The sequence below is a fragment of the Amycolatopsis echigonensis genome, assembly GCF_002846615.1.
GTDB classification, from domain to species: domain Bacteria; phylum Actinomycetota; class Actinomycetes; order Mycobacteriales; family Pseudonocardiaceae; genus Amycolatopsis; species Amycolatopsis echigonensis.
On the sequence record NZ_PJMY01000003.1, the window covers coordinates 8,253,222 to 8,272,808 of the forward strand.

Consider the following 19,587-nt stretch of genomic DNA (forward strand, 5'->3'; position numbering starts at 1 on the left):
TGGCTTCAGCTTCACGGCTGACTCATGACGGGTCGACCTGCTTCCTTGTTTCTCGCGACCCCGGGGGTGTCCCGGCGTCGTCGTCCGCGGCGAACGCCGCGTGGTCGTGCAGCTCCGCGGTCTCGAGCGCGCCCTGGGCCCGGAGAGCCCGGGGGAACGCCCGCTTCCGCTCGGCTTTGGCCAGGCAGCCCGGCCCCGGGTGCAGCCACGCACCCCGGCCCGGCAGCCGCCGACGTTCGTCGACGACCACTCGCCCGTCCACCGCGACCACGCGCAGCAGTTCTCCGGTCAAGTCCCGTTTCCGGCAGCCGACACACGTGCGCACCGGCGAATGCCGGTGACGCTGGAGGTCGGGGGTGTCCCCAGTAGCCCTTCGCGGGTCTTGAACCGTTGTCGAGTCTAGCGCCTGCACCTTCAGTCGGCCGAACCGGTCGCCGCGGCGGGCCGCGCCTGGCCGGCGTGGTCTTGCTCACCCCCGGCGGGACCGGCCGGTCCGGCGGGCTCAGCGGGGGCCGCGTCGCTGCGGATGTCGATCCGCCAGCCGGTGAGCCGGGCGGCGAGGCGGGCGTTCTGGCCCTCCTTGCCGATCGCCAGCGACAGCTGGAAGTCCGGCACGACGACCCTCGCCGTCTTGGCGCGTTCGTCCACGACACGTACCGAAACAACCTTCGCGGGCGACAATGCATTCCCGACGAACTTCGCCGGGTCGTCGGACCAGTCGATGATGTCGATCTTCTCGCCGGCCAGCTCGCTCATCACGTTGCGCACGCGCGCGCCCATCGGGCCGATGCAGGCGCCCTTGGCGTTGACGCCGGGGATGGTGGAGCGGACGGCGATCTTCGACCGGTGCCCCGGTTCGCGGGCGACCGCGGCGATCTCGACGGTGCCGTCGGCGATCTCCGGGACCTCCAGCGCGAACAGCTTGCGCACCAGGTTCGGGTGCGAGCGCGACAGCATGATCTGCGGGCCGCGGTTGCTGCGCGACACGCCGAACACGAACGCCTTGATCCGGGTGCCGTGCTCGTAGGACTCCCCCGCGACCTGTTCGGCCTGCGGCAGCACGCCCTCGGTGTCGCCGACCTGGATCACGACCATGCCGCGGGCGTTGGCGCGCGCGTCGCGCTGCACCACCCCGGCCACGATCTCGCCCTCCTTGGCGGAGAACTCGCCGTAGGTCTTCTCGTGCTCGGCGTCGCGCAGCCGCTGCAGGATGACCTGGCGCGCGGTGGTGGCGGCGATCCGGCCGAAGCCCTCGGGCGTGTCGTCCCATTCCTCGTCGACCTCGCCGTCGGAGGTGAGGGTGTGCGCGAGCACGCGGACGAGGCCGGTCTTGCGGTCGATGTCGATCCGGGCGTGCGGCTGGTGGCCCTCGGTGTGCTTGTACGCGGTGAGCAGCGCGGTCTCGATGGCCTCGATGACCGTGTCGAAGGGGATGTCCTTGTCCCGTTCGATCGCCCGCAGCGCGGCGATGTCCACGTTCACTTCGACTCCTCCTTCTTCTCGTTCTCGTCCGCGGTCAGCTGTTTGAGTTCCTCGGCGGGCGGTTGCTTGAACTCGACTTCCACCACGGCCTTCGCGACGGACTGGTAGGACACGTCCTTGATCCGGCCGTCGACGAGCACGCGCACGCTCTTCTCGCCGGCGTGGCCGACGCGGCCGAGGTAGGCGGGGCCTTCGACGGGCGTGATCTTGACGAGGCGGAACCGGGCGCGCCGCCAGTGCCGCCGCTGGGTGAGCGGCCGGTCGAGGCCCGGCGAGGTGACCTCGAGCGTGTAGGCGCTCGCCAGCACGTGCTCGTTCTCGTCGAGGGCGGCCGACACGGTGCGGCTGACCTCGGCGACCTCGTCCAGCCCGACGCCGTCGTCGGAGTCGACGACCACCTTCACCAGCTGTCGCCTTCCGGCTTGCTGCACCTCGAGCGAGTCGAGGTCGAAACCCGCGGTCGTGACGGCTTCGGCCACGATCGGCTCCAGCCGGCTGGCGAGTTCGTTGGGCACGTGGAGCACTCCTGTTCGGCCGTCGTGACGCGGGCTGGTCACGGCTGTGGTCGGTGAAGGTCAAGCTTATCCTGCGCCCCCGCGAAGACGCGCGAGCGGCGGCGCACCCGGGGGCCTGGCAGGATGGGCCGACGTGACCGCAGACCTCTCCCGGCGCGCCGTGCTGCGTCTGGGCGCCCTGAGCGCCACTGTCGCCGCGGCTGTGCCGCTCGCCGCCTGCTCGGGCGGCTACGACGACGCCCCCGATCCGCTGGCCCCGCTGCTGGCGATGGCCGAGGCCGACGCCGCCGCGGCCAGGAAGCTGCCCGCCGGCGGCGACGCGGCCGGACAGGTCGCCGACGCCAGAGCCGCGCAGGCGGCCGCGCTCAAGACCGAGGTGGACCGGCTGAACCGGCCGAAGAGGGCGGAGAACGTCCCGCCCGCGCCCGCCGATCTCGGCGGGTTCAAGGACCGGCTCGCCGCCGCGCGCAAGCAGGCCGAGGACCTGGTGCCCGCGCTGCCGGCGTACCGGGCCGGGCTCGTCGCGTCGGTGGCCGCCGGGTGCGCCGGGCTGCAGCGGGTCGCGCCGGAGCTCGGGCCGGGGGCCGACGCGAAAGCCGCGGCGGCGCCGGCGTCGGTGCCGAAGGAAGCGGTGGATCCGCTGCAGAAGGCGCTGGCGGCCGAGCACGCGTCGTTGTGGGTGTACGGGCTGGTGACGGCGTACCTGCCGGGTGATTTCGGGGACGCGGTGAAGGCTGGCCGCGCGGAGCACACCGCGCGGCGGGACGTGGTCACGCAGATGATCACGTCGGCGTCGGCGACGCCGGTCGCGCCTGAAGCGGCGTACGTGCCGCCTAAACCGGTCACGGACACTGCTTCGGCTGCCGCGCTGGTGGCCAGCGCGGAGGCGGACACGGCGGCGGCCTGGCATGCCGTGCTCACGCACACCGACGATTCGGGGCTGCGCGGGATGGCGTTGCAGGCGTTGATCGCGGCGGCGCGGCGCGGGATGCCGTGGCGGCAGGAGGCCGGGCAGAAGCCCGCCGCGGTCGCACTCCCCGGGCAGCCCGCATAAGAAAAGCGCGCAGGCCGGACGGGACCGGCCTGCGCGCTCGCGAAAGCGGTCAGCGGAGCTTGCCGGACAGCTTCAGCGCGTTCTTGGCGATCTGCTCGAGCAGCGGCTTGTCGTGGTGGCCGTAGTAGAAGTCGGTCAGCACGATCGTCACCTCGGGGCCGCTGGCTTTCGACTCGTACACGGCCTGGTCGCCGCTCAGCTTCGGGGCGTCGGTGTCGTGGAAGGTGCCGTCGCGGACCAGGTCGCTCACGTTGCCCGTGCCGTCCTGGTCGGTGAGCTGTTTCAGCTCGGTCGCCTTCGCCGCGTCCGGCATGGTCACCAGCACGACCGACACCAGCGCCTTCGCGTCGCCGGACTGCACCGTGTACAGCGCCCGCGCCAAGGAGGTGCACTGGTTGTCCTGGAAGAACTTCTTGGCGCCCGAGTAGGCGTTGGCGGCGCAGTCGGTCGCCTTGACCGGGCCTTCGGCCAGTTTGTAGTCGAACGCGGGCTTCGCGGTCGTCGCCGGGGATTCGGCGACCGGCTGTTCCGGCGTGCTGTCGTGCCGGATCAGATACCAGACGAGCCCGGCCACGACGGCGATCGCCACGAGCCCGGCGCCGCGCAGCAGCAGGGCGCGGTTGCGCGACGGCCCGGGCGGCGGCCCCGGGGGCGGGCCCGGCTGCGCGGGCACGGCCGGGATCGGGGCCGTGTCCGAAGGACCGGGGACGCCGGGGGTGAAGTGCGGATGGGACACGCGAACACCGTAGTTCACCGCCCCGGCGCTCCCCCAGACGCTCGGCCCAGCGCGCTCAGCCCAGTGCGCGCAGAACGCGTTCGACGTCGTCAGGGCCGTTGTACAGATGGAAACCGACCCGTACCCGCCCGTTGCGGACGCTCGCCACGACCCCGGCTTCGGCGATCCGCTCCGGATCGGCCTCCAGCGCCACGATCGCGCTCCCCTGCGGCTCCAGTCCGGCCGCGGTGCGCAGGGAATCGGCCAGGCCGGCGTTGTGTTCGCGCACCGCGGCGAGGTCCAGTGACGCCAAGTAGCCGAACGCTTCCGCTGCGCCGACGTGTGCCAGCCACACCGGCGAAAGGTCGAACGCCCGAGCGTTTCCGGCCAGGCGCAGTGGCATTCCGTAGACCGAGGACCACGGATCGTCGCCGGCGTACCAGTTCGCGGCGACCGGCCGGGTCCGTTCATGGGCTCGCGGGTGCACCGCGAGCCAGGCGCAGCCGCGCGGCGAGAACAGCCATTTGTAGCCCCCGCAGACGATCCAGTCCGCCCACGCGACGTCCAGCGGGAGCCAGCCCGCGGCTTGCGTGACGTCGATCAGGACCGGCACGCCGGCGGCTTCGGAGGCGGCCCGCAGCGCGGCGGTGTCGAGGAGCGCGCCGTCGGCCGACTGCGCGAGGCTGACCGCGACGAGGTCGTGGCCTTCGACATGCTGCGCCAGCTTGGCGAGCGGCGCTTCGGTGACGTTCGCCCGCTCCGCGAACGGGAACGTCACGCTGGTGAATTCCCCCTCGGCGACCAGGACGCGGGCGTCCGGGGCCAGCCCGGCGGCGACGTTCGCCGCCAGCTGCGACACCGACGCGCCGATCGCCACCCGCTCCGCCGGGACCCCGGCGAGCCGCGCGAACCCGCTGCGGGAACGGGATACCGCCTCGTCGAAGTCCGTCGGGGTGTCCTGTCCGGTGCGCCACCGGCCGACCGCGGCGTCGACCGCTTCGGCGACGGGCGCCGGCGGGATCCCGATGCTGGGCGTGTTGAGGTATCCGGCGGGGACAGCGAAGTCGGTGCTTCCTCCGAAGATCATGGAGCCCAGATTACGGGAGCAAGGCCGTGACATCCCCGTACGACGGCGGCCGCACCGGCAGCTCCGCCCCTTCCCGGACGGAGTCCACTGTGGCCAGTGCGGCGGAAAGTGCCACGCGGTAAGGCATTGAGCCGAAACTGACCCTCGCCACGCCCAGGGAAGCCAATTCCGAGAAAGTGGCTTTCCCGGGCAGGTACAGGAGGTTCACCGGCACGTCGACCGCTTCGACAAGCTCCGTCACGTCCGCGGGCTCGTGCAGTCCGGGGACGAAGACGCAGTCGGCGCCGGCTTCGGCGTACGCGCGCGCCCGGGTGACGGCGTCCGCGACCGGGCCGGTGCCGAGCCAATGCGTGTCGGTGCGGGCGTTGAGGAACATGCCCGGGACCCGTTCGCGCACCTTCGCCAGCAGCGCGGCCTGGACGACGATCGGGGCGAGGGCGTCGCCCCGGCCGTCTTCCAGGTTGACGCCGACGACCCCGGCGTCGGCGAGTTCCGCGACGAGGTCCGCTACTTCGGCGGGGTCGGCGCTGAACCCGTCGGCGAGGTCGATGCTGACCAGGATGTCCAGCGGCGCCAGCGATTTCGCCAGTGCGACGGTGGCGGCACGGGACTCCGGAGCGCCGTCGGCGAGCCCGGCGGCGGCCGAGACGCCGAGACTGGTCGTGCCGACCGCCGGGTGGCCCGCGTCGGCGAGAGCGGCAGCGAAGCCGAACTCCCAGACGTTCGGCAGCAACAGCGGACGGCCCGGGACGTGCAGCGCGGCGAAGGAGGTCATGGCCGCCACGGTACGACGTCCACGTTTCGGCGGCGGCCGAACCGTCGGTCAGCCCCCTCGGCTGGCCGACGGCCCGGCATCAGCCGCCGGAACCGCCGGAGAACGCCGCGATCCGCGCGGCCCGCCGACCGGCTACGGCCTTGCGCAGCGCCGGAACCACCGGCCCGGCGAGCTGTTCCAGTTCCTTCAGCCGGCCGGAGTGGCGCCGCGCGTCCGACCGGGACATCCCGGCTCCGGAGGCCCCGGCGAGTGCCGCCAGGGCCGCGTCGGAAGCGTCCACTTCGGACAGCGGAGCGGTCAGGGCGTGGTCGAGCAGTGCGTGCGCGTCGCGTACTCGCGCCGGGTCGGAAGGCTCCAAAACCTTGCGGTGCAAGATCGAACTGCTGCCCTCCTCGAGCAGCCCGGCCGCGGAGAGTTGCGTTTCCAGCGACTGCAGCGTGTCGTTCTTGCCGCGGCGCAGCAACGCCCGCCACGACGCCGGGCGGTGCGCGCGGAGGTCGGCGAGCAGATCGTCGAGCAGGAGGTCGCCGGTCGGGGCGGCGCCGGTTGGCTCAGCGTGGCCGCGCTGGTCGCGGAGGTTGCCGCGCAGCACCAGGTCGGTCACCGCCGCGGCACGGACCAGCAGGGCCGCCCGGGGACGGCGGGAGACCGGTCCGCCGTCCGGATCGCAGGCGAGGAAATACGCTCGCGCGGGCAAGGAATCGCTCATTGTTTCTTCACCTCTGGCCAGATCGTTTCCCAGGATTGCTTCCGCCCGGTGTACAGCCACATCAGCCCGGGCACCACTTCGGTCACCGAAGAGAAGTACGGACGCAGCAACGCCGGATCGAAACCCGCGAAAAGCACGTTTCGCGCGGAACCCGGCGGCCGGCCGAAATACCAGTAGCCTCGGTGTCCACTGTAGACATCATTGATCCCGTACCGCGGCCCGTAGTACTCCACGGCCGCCGCGAACGGGTAGATTTCCCCGTATACGGCGGTTTCCCGGCGCACCGGCCCGGGCAGCGACTGATATGCCTGCCCGACCCCGTCCGCCAGCTGCTGTTGCGCGGTCTCTCCCTGCGCGAACACGGTGCCGAGCGGAAACGGCCCGAACGACGTCGCTTTCGTCGACGCCGGCCACACCGGCAGCCCGGCAACGGTGACCGCGGCCGAAAGAGCGAACGCGATTCCGACCGGAATCTTCCACCACCGCACCAGATTCCGTCGCGAAAGCTCCGTCGCGGCGGCGGCGAACGGCAGCGAATACAGGCTCATCAAATAGTACGACCGGCCGTGCGTCCCGACGATCACCGCGACCACCAGCAGCAACGCCGCCGCGAGGTACCGGTACGGCACCAGGTCGGGCGAACGGAACAGCCGCCACATCCCGTACAGCAGCGCCAGCACGCCGATTCCCATTCCCGCGCCGAGCACACCGTCGCGCGCGAAGGCGAGGTAGCCGGGGAATTCGGCCGCGACAACTTCGCCCATCCGGGTGTAGGCCCACCCGTGCGTGGCCTGCCAGAGGAACATCGGCAGGGTGGCCACGACGGCGATCAGCGCGCCCAGCCACAGTTTCGGCCGGGACACCAGGTTCCGCGGCCCGAGCACGAGCGCGGACACCAGCACCGCGCCCCACAACGCGGGAATCAGGAATTTCGTCTGCAGCGACACCGCGGTGACCGCTCCGGCCCACACGAGCAGACCGTCGCGGCGCGTCCGGGTCCAGCGGACCAGCAGGAACACCACGAGCGTCCAGAAGAACGGGTCCAGCGCGTACGTGGCTACCCAGTGGCTGATGATCATCAGCCCGGAAGTCGCGTACGCTCCCGCCGCCATCACCTGCGCCGCGCGACCGCCCCCGAGTTCGCGGGCGGTCAGCGCGGTCACCACTGCCCCGGCGCCGGCCGCGAGCGCCATCGGCAGCCGCAACGCGACCAGCGAACCGGGGAACCACCGGTCGAGCGTGCCGGCCAGCAGCGGAACGAGCGGCGGCTGGTCGAAATACCCCCAGGTCAGGTGATCTCGACCGGCCACGAGGAAGTACAGCTCGTCGAATCCGTGCGCGTACCGGATGCTCGTCGCGACCAGCAGCGCGACGGCGGCCGCCGCCACCGCCAGCACCGGCAGCCGGGCGAACGGCGGTGCGGTCCGGATCCCCTCGCTCGTCATGGCGTCGAGTCCACCGCGGCGGGAGGGTGCGGCGTAAGCGTGGTCGGTAGCGACTCGCAGCGACGAAAGTGGATCGCTCGCGGCGGGTCCGCAACTTTCGGCGGCAACCCGGCATCCGGGCGGTGCGGATCCGGCGCGGGCGGACCGGCGACCGGATACCGTGGCCGGGTGACCAGCACGCGCCGTTCCTGGCCGCGGTCGACCGATTGGCTCTGGCTGGTCGGCGCCGCGCTCGCGTTCGGCTGCCTCGACTTCGGGCTTTTCCTCGCCTCCGAGCCCACCACCGGCTTCCTCGGCCCGTACGCGACGCTGGTCCTGGAGCTCGTCTGCGACGCGTCGCTCCTTCTTCTGGCACGCTTCCCGAACGGCGTGGCCGGTCTGCTGATCGCGGCCTCGCTGGCGATGCTGGCGTCCGACCTCTTCTCCCCCGGCTTGCTCGTGCCCACCCACCAGCCGACGCTGATGACCGTCCCGACGATCACGCCGATCGTGCTGGCGCAGCTCGTCCGGCAACTGGACCGGCGACGATTGCTGTGGATCGCCGGATTCCTGGCGCTGCTCGCGACGCGGCCGTGGAACCCGGCGTGGAACACGACGCCGTTCGGGCTGCTGAGCACCGCGCTTCCGGTGGCCGTTGCGCTGTATTTCGAGGCTCGGCGACAGCTGCTGAGTTCGCTGCGCGATCGGGCCGAACGGGCGGAACGCGAGCAGCATCTGCTCGCCGAACAGGCGCTGGCGGCGGAACGACGGCGGCTGGCCAGCGAGATGCACGACGTCGTCACGCACCGGTTGAGCCTGATGGTGCTGCACGCGGGCGCGCTCGGCGTGACGTCGCCGGATCCGTCGGTGAAGTCGGCGGCCGAGGACATCCGGCGCGAGGGCGCGCACGCGCTGGACGAGTTGCGCGACCTGGTCGGCGTGCTGCGGAACGGCACCGGGATCGAACCGCCGGTGCCGAATCCGCCGCTGCCCGGCGAGGTGGCGGACCTGGTGGCCGAATCGGCGGCGGTCGGCATCGCGACCGAGCTCGCCGTGACCGGAGACCGGACTTCGGTGTCGCCGACCGTCGCGCGCACCGCGTATCGCGTGGTGCAGGAGGCGCTGACGAACATCCGCAAGCACGCGCCCGGCTGCTCGGCGACGGTTTCGCTGCGCTACCACCCGGAAGGGCTGGACGTGGCGGTCGTGAACACCAGCGCGACCCGGCCGCCGGACGCGGCGCTCGCGGGCAGCGGCTCCGGCGCGGGGCTGAGCGGGCTGCGCCAGCGGGTCGAGCTCGTCGGCGGCACCTTCGAGGCGGGGCCCGTGCCCGGCGGCGGGTTCAAGATCGGTGCGATACTGCCCGCCTACGTCCCGACCACGGAAGGTGCTGCCCGGTGATCACGGTCGTGGTGGCCGACGACGAGCCGATGGTGTGCGCGCATCTGCGCACGATCCTCGGTTCGGCCGGCGACATCGAGGTCGTCGCGCAGGCGCGGGACGGCGCCGAGGCGGTCGAGGAAGTGGTCCGGCACCGGCCTTCGGTGGTGCTGATGGACCTGCGGATGCCCGGCGTGGACGGGCTGGCCGCGATCGAGCGGATCTGCGCGCTGCCGGACCCGCCCGCGGTTGTGGCGCTGACGACGTTCGACGCGGACACCTACGTCATCCGTGCGCTGCGCGCGGGCGCGGCCGGGTTCCTGGTGAAGTCGACGCCTCCGGAAGACCTGATCGGCCTGGTGCGCGTGGCCGCGGACGGCCACACCGTGTTGTCGCCTTCGGCCGCGCGCCGGCTGGTCGCGCTGTCGTCGGACGGCCACCGCCGCGACGACGAAGCCCGCCGCCGGACCGCCGGGTTGACGGAGCGGGAGCGGGAAGTGTTGGCCTGCCTGGGAGAAGGACTGTCCAATGCGGACATCGCGGGCAGGTTGCATCTGGCGGAGGCGACGGTGAAGAGCTACGTGTCGCGGATGCTGGTGAAGCTCGGCTGCACGAACCGGACGCAGGCCGGGCTGCTCGCGCACGAAGCCGGGCTCGTCGGCCGCTAGTCCCGGGGCTCGTGAGTGTTGATCCCGGTTCTCACCGGGATCAACACTCACGAGCCCAGCGGTAGTCACTTCAGCAGCGAGCCCAGCCGCTGCGCCGACGCCACCACCAACCGGCCCAGTTCGTCCGGGTCCGGGGCCTCGAACAACGACAGCCCGATGGCCGTGCCCGGGGTGTCGCGGCCGGTCGGCACCACCGCGGAAATGCCGGTGATCCCCGGCGCGATTTCCCCGACCGACACCGCGTAGCCCCGGGTCCGGGCGCGGGCGATCTCCTCGCGTTCGCCCTCCACCGGCGGCTCCGCCGAAAGCAGCGCGAGCCCGGCCGACCCGCGGCCGATCGGGTCCACCTGGCCGCTGCGGAACGACACGTGCATCCGCGCCTGCCGCGGCTCCACGATCATCAGCATCCGCACCTGTTCGGCGTTTTCGCGGACGACCAGGTGCGCCGACGCGCGGCCGGCGTCCGACAGCTCCTCCAGCACCGGGCGCGCGAGCGTGCGCAGGTCCTGTTCCACCGGCTCGGCCAGGCGCACGAGACCGGTGCCGAGCGAGATCCGCTTGAACCGGTCGCGCCGGCAGAGGTGGTGCGCCTCGAGCGTGCGCACGAGCCGGTGCGCGACCGTGCGGTGCACGCCGATTCCCTCGGCGATCTCGGTCAGCGTGAGCCCCTGCGGATGCTCCACCAGCAGCTCCAGCACCTGAAGCCCGTGGCTCAGCGTCTTCGACGTCCCCGATTCGGACACACGACTCCCTTGACGACAGCTTGTCCGGCGACCTACTGTTCCTTCATATCGCACGGTGCGTGCGAATATAGCACGTTTGCCGCTCGAGGCAACTCCCCCGCGGATCGAGGTACCGGAAATGAGCGAAGTCCCGATCGAGGACGTGCTGGCGGTGCATCAGCTCTACGGCCGCCAGAGCCACGCCATCGACTCCGGGCAGGCCGCGCGCTGGGCCGCCACGTTCACCCCGGACGGGGAGTTCGTGTCGCCCAGTTATCCGGAACCCGCGGTCGGGACCGCCGCGCTGACCGCGTTCGCCGAACGGTTCCACGCCGGGTGCGCGGAGTCGGGCGAACGGCTGCGGCACGTGGTGTCCACAGTGGAGGTCCGATCCGGACAGACCGCGGATGCCTTGCGAGCGCTCGCCTATCTGCAGATCGTCGGGACGCCGGAAGGCGGCTCGCCCCGGCTGCACCGGCTCACCGTGCTGGACGACGAACTCGTGCGCACCACCGGCGGCTGGCGCGTGCGCCGCCGCACCGTGCACCGCGAGCCCTGAAAAACAACGAGGAGAAAACCCAGATGACCACTCTCGAGCCCACCGGCCCCGGCCGGGTGCTGCACCAGCCAGCGACCGCGCGCTACCCGGAGATGCCGGGCAAGGTCGCCGTGGTCACCGGCGCGGCCCGCGGCATGGGCGCGCGGTTCGCCGCCGGTCTCGCCACCCGCGGGGTGCACGTGGTGGGCGGCGATCTCGACGCCGCCGCGATGACCGCCACGGCCGGCGAACTGACCGACGCACTGGCCGCCGAGTCCCTTGAGGACAAACCGGGCCGGATCGTCGCGTCCGCTTTGGACGTCACCCGCGCCGAGGACCACGTCGCGCTCGCCCAGCGCGCGATCGACGAGTTCGGGCGCATCGACTTCTGGGTCAACAACGCCGGAATCTTCCCGTACGCCGAGGTTCCCGACATCACCCCGGAACAGATCCGGTCGACGCTTTCGGTGAACGTCGAGGGCGTGCTGTTCGGCGCGCAGGCCGCGGCCGCGCGGATGGAACCGGGCAGCGCGATCGTCAACATGGCGTCGGTGTCCGCGGTCCGCGTGCGCAAGGGCCGCGCGGCGTACTGCAGCTCGAAGGCGGCCGTCGCACACCTCACCGAATCGCTCGCGGTGGAACTCGGCGACCAGGGCATCCGGGTCAACGCCATCGCCCCGGGCTACATCGACACCGAAATGACGCGCTGGATCCAGGACGACGCGCCCGCGCTGGCGAAAGCGCTCGACGCGGTGCCGCTGCACCGGATCGGCTCGCCGGAAGAGGTCTGCAGCGTGCTGCTGTTCCTGCTTTCGGACAGCTCGCGCTACGTGACCGGGCACAGCCTCGCGGTCGACGGCGGCTCCCGGCATGTCTGACGCCACCGAAGCCGTGCGCTACCCGGACGTCGTGCTCGTGACGGGCGCGGCGAACGGGATGGGCGCACAGCACGCCCGCGCACTCGGCGAACGCGGCGTGCACGTCTGCGTCGCGGATTTCGCCGGTGCAGACCACATCGCGGACGAGATCCGCGCGGCAGGAGGCGCGGCCACGCCGTACACCATGGACGTAGTCGAACCAGCACAGTGGACTCGCGTGCTCGACCGGATCCGCGCCGAGCACGGTTCGCTCGGCGGGCTCGTGAACAACGCAGGGATCTCGCGGCGGCTGGAATTCCAAGACACCACCGAGGAAGTCTGGGACCGCGTACTGGCGGTGAACCTGTCCGGACCGTTCCACGGAATGCGCGCGGCCGCGCCGCTGATGCGGGATTCGGGCGGCGGTTCGATCGTGAACATCTCGTCGATCTCCGGCCAGATCGGCTACTTCTCCCCCGCCTACTCGGCGAGCAAATGGGGACTGACCGGACTGTCGAAGTCCGCCGCGGGCAATTTCGCGAAGTGGCGGATCCGGGTCAACTCCGTCCATCCCGGACTGGTCGACACCGGACTCCTGGCCGGAGCGGACGCGTTCGTCAAGTCCGCTGTGGACAGTGTGCCCGCCGGAAGGATGGCCGACCCCCGGGAAATCACCGACGCGGTGCTGTTCCTGCTGTCGGACCGGTCCACCTATCTGACCGGAAGCGAGGTCACCGTGGACGGCGGTCTCGTCTCCAACGGTCTCTACCACCGCATTCTCGCTGAAACCGGAGGTGATCTGGGATGAGCGTCGACGCTGACGTCGTGGTGATCGGCGGGGGTGGCGCGGGGTTGGCCGCAGCGGTGTCCGCGGCCGAACACGGTGCCTCGGTGCTGCTGTTCGAGGCGGAGAAGGAACTCGGCGGCTCGACCCAGCTGTCCGCGGGCATGCTCACCGCGGCCGGTACGAGCGTCCAACGGGAACTGGGCATCGAGGACACGCCGGAACGGTTCTTCCAGCATTACCTCGACCTCAACCAGTGGCAGCTGAAACCCGGTCTGCTCAAGACTTTCTGCCGCGAAGCCGGGCCCGCCGTCGAATGGCTGATCGGGCTCGGCGCGGAGATCCCGGCGAAGGTGTCGCACGACGCGCACACGCCGGGCCTGACCCGCGCGGGCGTCGAGGACGTCTGGCGCGGGCACGTGCCGAAGGACCAAGGCTACGGCCTCGTCCAGGTGCTCGACCGCGCGCGCCGCAAGGCCGGCGCCGAAGCGGTGCTGAACACCCGCGTCGAACGGCTGCTCGTGGAGGACGGCCGGGTCGCCGGCGTGGTCGCCGACGGCATCGAGGTGCGGGCGAACTCGGTGATCGTGACCAGCGGCGGATTCGCTCAGGATCCCGCTCTGCGCTCGCGGTACTACCCGGACGCGGACACGGCCGGCGAGGACCTGTTCGTCGTCGCCGCGCCCGGCTCCCGAGGCGACCACTTCGCATTCGGCGAGCAGGTGTCCGCCTCGATCACCGGCGAGGGCTGGGGATTGCTGCTGCCGACCGCGTATTTCCAGCGCCTGCACCACTGGCAGTCGGGTTTCCCGCCGCGCTCGCGCGTGCTGGTCAACGCGCACGGCCGCCGGTTCATGGACGAGGACGCGTCGTACGCGGTGTCCAGCGGCATCATTTCCGCACAGGACGGTCCAGTGTGGATGGTCTTCGACGACCGAGCGCGCCGCGACCTCCCGCCGGGCTACGCGCACTGGAACGCCGACCACGTCCTGTCCGAAGCGGACGCCGGGCGCACCCTGCGCGCCGGCACCCTGGAAGAACTCGCGGGCAAGATGAACGTGCCCGCCGACGCCCTCCAGGCCACTGTGGACAGATGGAACGCCCAGCTCCCCACCGGCGAGGACCCGGAGTTCCTGCGGCACGAAACGCTGTCCGCCAAGGGTGCCGCCGAACCGCCGGCGAAAATCGCCACCGGACCGTTTTTCGCCGCCCGCACGCTGCCCGCCGAGCTGGTCTGCACGCACGCCGGGCTGGAGATCGACTCCAGCGCCGCGGTGCTCGATGTCCGCGGCGATCGCGTGCCCGGGCTGTTCGCCGCGGGCGAGGCCGGGGCCGGAGTGCTCGGCTTCCGCTACGTCGGCGGCGGCAACGCGGTCGCCAACGCCGTCACCATGGGCCGCATCGCCGGCCGCTCCGCCGCCTGACCCCCACAGAGTTACTGCTCACCGTCGAGGAGAACCTCATGTCCGTCCCCGCCGCAGCCGCCACCACGGCGGATTCCCCGCTGGCCAGACGAACCGTCCGCAAGGTCGGCGTCCGCGTCATGCCGATCGTCCTGCTGCTCTACATCTTCAACTACATGGACCGGGCGAACATCGGCTACGCCCAGCTCGGCATGGCCAAGGAGCTCACCATCACGGCCGCGACCTTCGGCGTCGCGTCGGCGATCTTCTTCCTCGCCTACGTGGTGTTCGAGGTCCCCAGCAACATGATCATGAAGAAGGTCGGGGCCCGGCTGTGGCTCAGCCGGATCGCGGTCAGCTGGGGCATCGTGACCGTGCTGACCGGCTTCGTCGCGAGCGTCACGCACCTGATGATCGCGCGGATCCTGCTCGGCATCGCCGAAGCCGGCCTGTTCCCCGGGCTGCTGCTGTACTTGACCTTCTGGTTCCGCGGAAAGGAACGCGGCCGGGCCATCGCGACGCTCGCGCTCGCGCAGCCGATCGCGCTGATCCTCGGCAGCCTGTTCGGCGGCTGGATCCTCGACCACGTGCACTGGTTCGGCATGAGCAGCTGGCAGTGGGTGTTCATCCTGCAGGGCGCGCCCGCCGTGCTGATCGGCCTGCTGACCTTCTTCTGCCTGCCGAACAAGCCCGCCGACGCGAAGTTCCTGACCGCCGAGGAGAGCTCCTGGCTGCAGGCCGAGATCGACCGCGAGTACGTGCCGGAGGAGAAGGAAACGTTCCTCGGCCAGCTGCGCGCGGTGCGCGACGGCAAGGTCCTGCTGCTGGCGATTTCCAACCTCTTCATCGCCTGCGGGCTGTACGGGCTGACGTTCTTCCTGCCGCTGATCGTCAAGCAGCTCGACCCGAAGTACTCCTCGACCAACATCGGCCTGCTCGGCGCGATCCCGTACGTGGTCGGCGCGATCGGCATGCTGCTGCTCGCTCGCAACTCCGACCGCACCGGAGAGCGCAAGGGGCACGTGATCGGCACCGTGCTGGTGGCGGCGATCGGGTTCTTCGGCGCGATGCTGTTCAAGACCGTACCGGCGTTGTCGCTGATCAGCCTCTCGCTGGCGGCGATCGGCGTGCTCGGCTACCTCGCGCCGTACTGGGCGATGGCCGCGCGCGTGCTGTCGAAGGAGCACACGGCGGTCGGCCTGGCCGCGATCAACTCGATCGCCGCGCTCGGCGGGTTCTTCGGGCCGTACGCGATCGGGCTCGCGGCCACCGAGACCGACGTGACGGTCGGGCTGTACTTCCCGATCGGCTGTCTCGTCGTCGCGGCGGTGATGCTGGCGTTCCTGAAGGTGCCGCGCGACGCGGGCACCCGCGCCAAGAAGTAGTTTCAAGTTTGACTATCCCGGCGGCGCGGCTACAGTGCTGGTCATGCAGGACCCCGCCGCGCCGCCGGACCCGGACTCGCTCGACTTCTGGTCGTTCATCGCGCTGGCCAACCGCAGGCTGTCGGAAGAATTCGGGTTCCGCCACCAGCTCGCGACCGAGGTGCTGCTGACGCTGAACCGCGCGTCGAACCTGGTCACCTACGACCTCGAATCCGCCGTGCACCGGCCGCGCGGGCGGTCGTGGTCGGCGTTCCGGGTGCTGTTCGTCGTGTGGCTGGCCGGACCGCTCGAACCGTCCGCCGCCGCGCGGCTGACCGGGATGAGCCGGGCAGCCGTGTCGAATCTGGCGAAAACCCTGGTCAGCGAGGGTTTGCTGACGCGGACGCCGGGCGAGACGGACGGCCGTTCGGTGCGGCTGTCGCTCACCGAGGCCGGGCACGCCGAGATGCTCGAGGTCTTCGAGGCGCAGAACGAGCGCGAGGCCGGGTGGGTCGAGGTGCTCACCGAGGCCGAGCAGCGCGTGCTGGTGATGCTGCTGGACAAGCTCATCTCCGGCCGCGCCGGGTTCGCCACCCGCCGCTGACCCGCCGCCACTGTCCGTGAAGGGCTCCTTGAGAGAATCAGATTCCTTCAAGGAGCCCTTCACGGACAACCCATCAGCCCTTCCCACGGCTTGGCTGGGGGACTACGCTGGCCGGAAAATAGTACATACTTTGATTACTTCGCGCCGAGGAGGCGACCCATGGCCTACTACCGCAGCGCGGGCAGCATCCCGCCTAAGCGGCACACCCAGCACCGCACGCCCGAAGGCGGGCTCTACTCCGAGGAACTGATGGGCGAGGAGGGCTTCTCCTCCGACTCGTCGCTGCTCTACCACCGCGGCATCCCGTCCGCGATCGTCGACGCGACGCCGTGGGAGCTGCCGGACCAGACGCTCACCGAGAACCGGCCGCTCAAGCCGCTGCACCTCAAGCTGCACACGCTGTTCCCGGGCCAGGAATGGAAGAGCTCGGATGTCGTGAACAACCGTCGGCTCGTGCTCGGCAACGGCGACGTGCGGATTTCCTACGTCGCCGCCGGCGAGGCTTCTCCGTTGTACCGCAACGCGATCGGCGACGAATGCGTGTACGTCGAGTCCGGCGAAGCGGTCGTCGAGACGGTGTTCGGCGCGCTGCCCGCCCGCACCGGCGACTACGTCATCCTCCCCCGCGCCACCACGCACCGCTGGGTGCCGAAGGGCCCGGAACCGTTGCGCGCCTATGTGATCGAGGCGAACTCGCACATCGCGCCGCCGAAGCGCTACCTCTCGCGTTACGGCCAGCTGCTGGAGCACGCGCCGTACTGCGAGCGCGATCTGCACGGTCCAGCCGAACCGCTGCTCGCGGAGGGCACCGATGTCGAGGTGCTGGTGAAGCACCGCGGCTCGCGCGGCGTCGTCGGCACGCGGTACGTGTACCCGACGCACCCGTTCGACGTGGTCGGCTGGGACGGCTGCCTGTACCCGTACACGTTCAACATCTCCGACTTCGAGCCCATCACCGGCCGCGTGCACCAGCCGCCGCCCGTGCACCAGGTGTTCGAGGGCAACAACTTCGTCATCTGCAACTTCGTCCCGCGCAAGGTCGACTACCACCCGCTGGCGATCCCGGTGCCGTACTACCACTCCAATGTGGACTCCGACGAGGTGATGTTCTACTGCGGCGGGAACTACGAGGCACGCAAGGGCTCCGGCATCGGCCAGGGTTCGATCAGCCTGCACCCCGGCGGGCACAGCCACGGGCCGCAGCCTGGCGCGGTGGAGCGCTCGCTCGGCGCGGAGTTCTTCGACGAACTGGCCGTCATGGTCGACACGTTCCGCCCGCTGGAGATCGGCGAGGGCGGCCACGCGAGCGACGACCCCGGCTACGCCTGGACCTGGGCAGGACGGGGACCGCAGTCGTGACCGACGCACTCACCCGCGGCCTGCTCGACGACGCGGCGGTCTTCCCGCCCGGCCTCGCGCCGCTGCCGGACGCCGTCGCCGCCCACGATCGGCACACCTCCTCGTCCTATGCCGCGATGGTCGGCCCGCTGGTGGTCGCCGCGTCCGGACTGGCGGAACTCGCCGAAGTCGTTGCCGGTCGGGAAACGCCGCTGCCGCTCACCGTGACTCTGCCCGCCGGCCCGGGCGGGATCGCCGACGTGCTCAAAGCCGTCGACGGCCTGCCGGTGTCGGTCGAATCGCTGGAAATCGCGGTGCCGCAAGGAATGAGCGTCGCCGAGTTTCTGTCCGCGGTGGACGGTTGCCCGGTTCCGGTCGCCGTGGAGATCCCGCGCGACGAACGCCGGGTTCCGTTGCTGCAAGCCCTTTCCGGCACCCCGCACAAGGCGAAGTTCCGCACCGGCGGCACGTCCGCCGAGTATTACCCGGACGAAGCCGAACTGGCGGCCGCGATCCGTGCGACCGTCGAGGCGGGCGTGCCGTTCAAGGCGACCGCGGGCCTGCACCACGCGATCCGCAACACCGATCCCGCGACGGGCTTTGAACAGCACGGATTCCTCAACCTGCTCCTGGCCGCCGAGGCGGTCGACCGCGACGCCGGGGACGAAGAAGTCGTTGGGCTGCTTGCCGAACGCGATGCCGCCGCGGTGGCCGACCGGATCCGTGCGCTGACGCCGGAACGGCTGGCCGCTGCCCGTGCCCGGTTCACCTCGTTCGGCACCTGCAGCATCACCGACCCGCTCACCGAACTGACAGACCTAGGCCTGATCGGAGCCCCCGCATGACCGTGCTCGACATCCCCGCCGGCTCGCCCTTCGGCGTCGAAAACCTGCCGTACGGCGTCTTCTCGGCAGGCGACGGCAGCCCCCGAGTGGGCGTGCGCGTGGGCGAGCACGTGCTGGACCTGTCGATCGCGCTCGGCGACGCAGTTTTTGCCGAGCCGACGCTGAACGCCTTCATGGCGCAGGGTTACGACCGCTGGGTCGAGGTCCGCACGCGACTGCAGACGCTGGTGACCGGCGACGTGCCCGCCGAAGCCGTGCACGCGGTCGCCGACGTCAAGCTGCACCTGCCCGTCGAAGTCGCCGATTACGTGGACTTCTACGCCTCGGAACACCACGCGTCGAACGTCGGCCGGCTGTTCCGTCCGGACGCGGAACCGTTGCTGCCCAACTGGAAACACCTCCCGGTCGGCTACCACGGCCGCTCCGGCACGGTGTACGTGTCCGGCACCGACGTCGTCCGCCCGAGCGGCCAGCGCAAGGGCGAGAACGGTCCGGTCTTCGGCCCGAGCACCCGCCTGGACATCGAGGCGGAACTGGGCTTCATCGTCGGCGCGGGCACCCCGCCCAACAGTCCCATCTCGCCGGACGACTTCCCTCGCCACGTTTTCGGCGCGGTCCTGCTGAACGACTGGTCCGCGCGCGACATCCAGGCCTGGGAGTACGTGCCGCTGGGCCCGAACCTGGGCAAGAGCTTCGCGACGTCGATCTCGCCGTGGGTGGTGCCGGTCCTGGCGCTGGCCGAAGCGCGGGTGCCGCTGCCCGGCCAGACGTCGCCGGAACCGCTGCCCTACCTGCGGGAAACGTCGCCGTGGGGCCTGGACATCACCCTGGTCGTGGAATGGAACGGCCAGGAGGTGGCCCGCCCGCCGTACCGCGAGATGTACTGGTCCCCGGCGCAGATGCTGGCCCACCTGACCGTCAACGGAGCCTCCGCCCGCACCGGCGACCTCTACGGCTCCGGCACGGTCTCCGGCAAGGAACCGTCCGAACGAGGCTCGTTCCTGGAACTCTCCTGGGGCGGCCGCGACCCGCTGACCGTCAACGGAGAGCAACGCACCTTCCTGCAGGACGGCGACGAGGTCGCCATCACCGGCACAGCCACGACGAGCAGCGGGGCGAAACTGGGCTTCGGCGAGGTTCGGGGCCGCATCCTTCCCGCGCAGTAGGCCGCTCAACGTCCGTGAAGGGCTCCTTGAGGGAATCAGATTCCCTCAAGGAGCCCTTCACGACCCGAGACTCACCCCCGCGTTCGGGTGGGTGCACCGTGCCGATGCCACAGCGACCAGTGCACCCGACCCACGGAGGCACCCACACCACCCCCGC

At 70.9% G+C, this 19,587-nt stretch carries 21 protein-coding genes; 12 read left to right on the forward strand and 9 right to left on the reverse strand.

Annotated features, from left to right (window positions below; all coding sequences use genetic code 11):
- Window positions 1–22: 22 nt before the first annotated feature.
- The 3 genes from ATK30_RS43965 to rimP all read right to left on the reverse strand — a co-directional run bounded on the left by ATK30_RS43965 (window position 23) and on the right by rimP (window position 1,997).
- A complete protein-coding gene (locus ATK30_RS43965; RefSeq protein WP_376772294.1) occupies window positions 23–292 on the reverse strand; it encodes a YlxR family protein in 270 nt (89 codons plus the stop codon).
- Between the two features lie 122 nt (window positions 293–414).
- Window positions 415–1,482 (reverse strand): transcription termination factor NusA, encoded by a 1,068-nt coding sequence (gene nusA / locus ATK30_RS43970; protein ID WP_101440551.1) that lies wholly within the window; start codon window positions 1,480–1,482, stop codon window positions 415–417.
- On the reverse strand, window positions 1,479–1,997 hold the full coding sequence (gene rimP / locus ATK30_RS43975) for a ribosome maturation factor RimP (protein ID WP_101440552.1): 519 nt from the start codon (window positions 1,995–1,997) through the stop codon (window positions 1,479–1,481). Before rimP ends, nusA begins: the two co-directional genes overlap by 4 nt.
- A gap of 133 nt (window positions 1,998–2,130) precedes the next feature.
- On the opposite strand from rimP, the gene ATK30_RS43980 reads away from it, so the two are divergent.
- Window positions 2,131–3,051, forward strand: a complete 921-nt coding sequence (locus ATK30_RS43980; RefSeq protein WP_167442113.1) for a ferritin-like domain-containing protein — start codon at window positions 2,131–2,133, stop codon at window positions 3,049–3,051.
- A 49-nt stretch (window positions 3,052–3,100) separates the two neighbouring features.
- Here ATK30_RS43980 and ATK30_RS43985 read toward each other — a convergent pair whose 3' ends face one another.
- The 5 genes from ATK30_RS43985 to ATK30_RS44005 form a co-directional block, all read right to left on the reverse strand.
- Window positions 3,101–3,787 carry a hypothetical protein gene (locus ATK30_RS43985; protein WP_101441398.1) on the reverse strand — a complete coding sequence of 229 codons (687 nt, stop codon included), beginning with the start codon at window positions 3,785–3,787 and terminating at the stop codon, window positions 3,101–3,103.
- A 55-nt stretch (window positions 3,788–3,842) separates the two neighbouring features.
- Complete coding sequence (locus ATK30_RS43990) at window positions 3,843–4,853, reverse strand: aminotransferase class V-fold PLP-dependent enzyme (protein ID WP_101440553.1); 1,011 nt, start codon at window positions 4,851–4,853, stop codon at window positions 3,843–3,845.
- Window positions 4,854–4,863: 10 nt separating this feature from the next.
- Complete coding sequence (locus ATK30_RS43995; protein ID WP_101440554.1) at window positions 4,864–5,628, reverse strand: isocitrate lyase/PEP mutase family protein; 765 nt, start codon at window positions 5,626–5,628, stop codon at window positions 4,864–4,866.
- 79 nt (window positions 5,629–5,707) lie between these two features.
- Window positions 5,708–6,337, reverse strand: a complete 630-nt coding sequence (locus ATK30_RS44000; protein ID WP_101440555.1) for a GPP34 family phosphoprotein — start codon at window positions 6,335–6,337, stop codon at window positions 5,708–5,710.
- Window positions 6,334–7,782, reverse strand: a complete 1,449-nt coding sequence (locus tag ATK30_RS44005; RefSeq protein ID WP_101440556.1) for an ArnT family glycosyltransferase — start codon at window positions 7,780–7,782, stop codon at window positions 6,334–6,336. The genes ATK30_RS44000 and ATK30_RS44005 overlap by 4 nt, the downstream gene beginning before the upstream one ends.
- Window positions 7,783–7,950: 168 nt before the next feature.
- On the opposite strand from ATK30_RS44005, the gene ATK30_RS44010 reads away from it, so the two are divergent.
- Both ATK30_RS44010 and ATK30_RS44015 read left to right on the forward strand, forming a co-directional pair.
- Window positions 7,951–9,162, forward strand: coding sequence for a sensor histidine kinase (locus ATK30_RS44010; RefSeq protein ID WP_101440557.1), 1,212 nt, complete (start codon window positions 7,951–7,953; stop codon window positions 9,160–9,162).
- Entirely contained in the window at window positions 9,159–9,809 is a 651-nt protein-coding gene (locus tag ATK30_RS44015; protein WP_101440558.1) for a response regulator, read from the forward strand. The genes ATK30_RS44010 and ATK30_RS44015 overlap by 4 nt, the downstream gene beginning before the upstream one ends.
- Before the next feature lie 65 nt (window positions 9,810–9,874).
- On the opposite strand, the gene ATK30_RS44020 is transcribed toward ATK30_RS44015, so the two are convergent.
- Complete coding sequence (locus ATK30_RS44020) at window positions 9,875–10,552, reverse strand: IclR family transcriptional regulator (protein ID WP_101440559.1); 678 nt, start codon at window positions 10,550–10,552, stop codon at window positions 9,875–9,877.
- Between the two features lie 118 nt (window positions 10,553–10,670).
- On the opposite strand from ATK30_RS44020, the gene ATK30_RS44025 reads away from it, so the two are divergent.
- From ATK30_RS44025 to fahA, 9 genes are all read left to right on the forward strand, one after another.
- Window positions 10,671–11,090, forward strand: coding sequence for a nuclear transport factor 2 family protein (locus ATK30_RS44025; protein WP_101440560.1), 420 nt, complete (start codon window positions 10,671–10,673; stop codon window positions 11,088–11,090).
- 23 nt (window positions 11,091–11,113) lie between these two features.
- Entirely contained in the window at window positions 11,114–11,947 is an 834-nt protein-coding gene (locus tag ATK30_RS44030; RefSeq protein WP_101440561.1) for an SDR family NAD(P)-dependent oxidoreductase, read from the forward strand.
- Window positions 11,940–12,734, forward strand: coding sequence for an SDR family NAD(P)-dependent oxidoreductase (locus ATK30_RS44035; RefSeq protein ID WP_101440562.1), 795 nt, complete (start codon window positions 11,940–11,942; stop codon window positions 12,732–12,734). Before ATK30_RS44030 ends, ATK30_RS44035 begins: the two co-directional genes overlap by 8 nt.
- Window positions 12,731–14,134 carry an FAD-dependent oxidoreductase gene (locus ATK30_RS44040; RefSeq protein ID WP_101440563.1) on the forward strand — a complete coding sequence of 468 codons (1,404 nt, stop codon included), beginning with the start codon at window positions 12,731–12,733 and terminating at the stop codon, window positions 14,132–14,134. The genes ATK30_RS44035 and ATK30_RS44040 overlap by 4 nt, the downstream gene beginning before the upstream one ends.
- A gap of 38 nt (window positions 14,135–14,172) precedes the next feature.
- The gene (locus ATK30_RS44045; RefSeq protein WP_101440564.1) at window positions 14,173–15,498 is read left to right on the forward strand and encodes an MFS transporter; all 1,326 of its coding nucleotides are present in this window, start codon (window positions 14,173–14,175) and stop codon (window positions 15,496–15,498) included.
- A 43-nt stretch (window positions 15,499–15,541) separates the two neighbouring features.
- Entirely contained in the window at window positions 15,542–16,081 is a 540-nt protein-coding gene (locus tag ATK30_RS44050; RefSeq protein ID WP_101441399.1) for a MarR family winged helix-turn-helix transcriptional regulator, read from the forward strand.
- Between the two features lie 159 nt (window positions 16,082–16,240).
- A complete protein-coding gene (locus tag ATK30_RS44055) occupies window positions 16,241–17,440 on the forward strand; it encodes a homogentisate 1,2-dioxygenase (protein WP_101440565.1) in 1,200 nt (399 codons plus the stop codon).
- A complete protein-coding gene (locus ATK30_RS44060) occupies window positions 17,407–18,264 on the forward strand; it encodes a hypothetical protein (protein WP_101441400.1) in 858 nt (285 codons plus the stop codon). The genes ATK30_RS44055 and ATK30_RS44060 overlap by 34 nt, the downstream gene beginning before the upstream one ends.
- Window positions 18,261–19,430, forward strand: a complete 1,170-nt coding sequence (gene fahA / locus ATK30_RS44065; RefSeq protein ID WP_101440566.1) for a fumarylacetoacetase — start codon at window positions 18,261–18,263, stop codon at window positions 19,428–19,430. The genes ATK30_RS44060 and fahA overlap by 4 nt, the downstream gene beginning before the upstream one ends.
- Window positions 19,431–19,587: the final 157 nt, after the last annotated feature.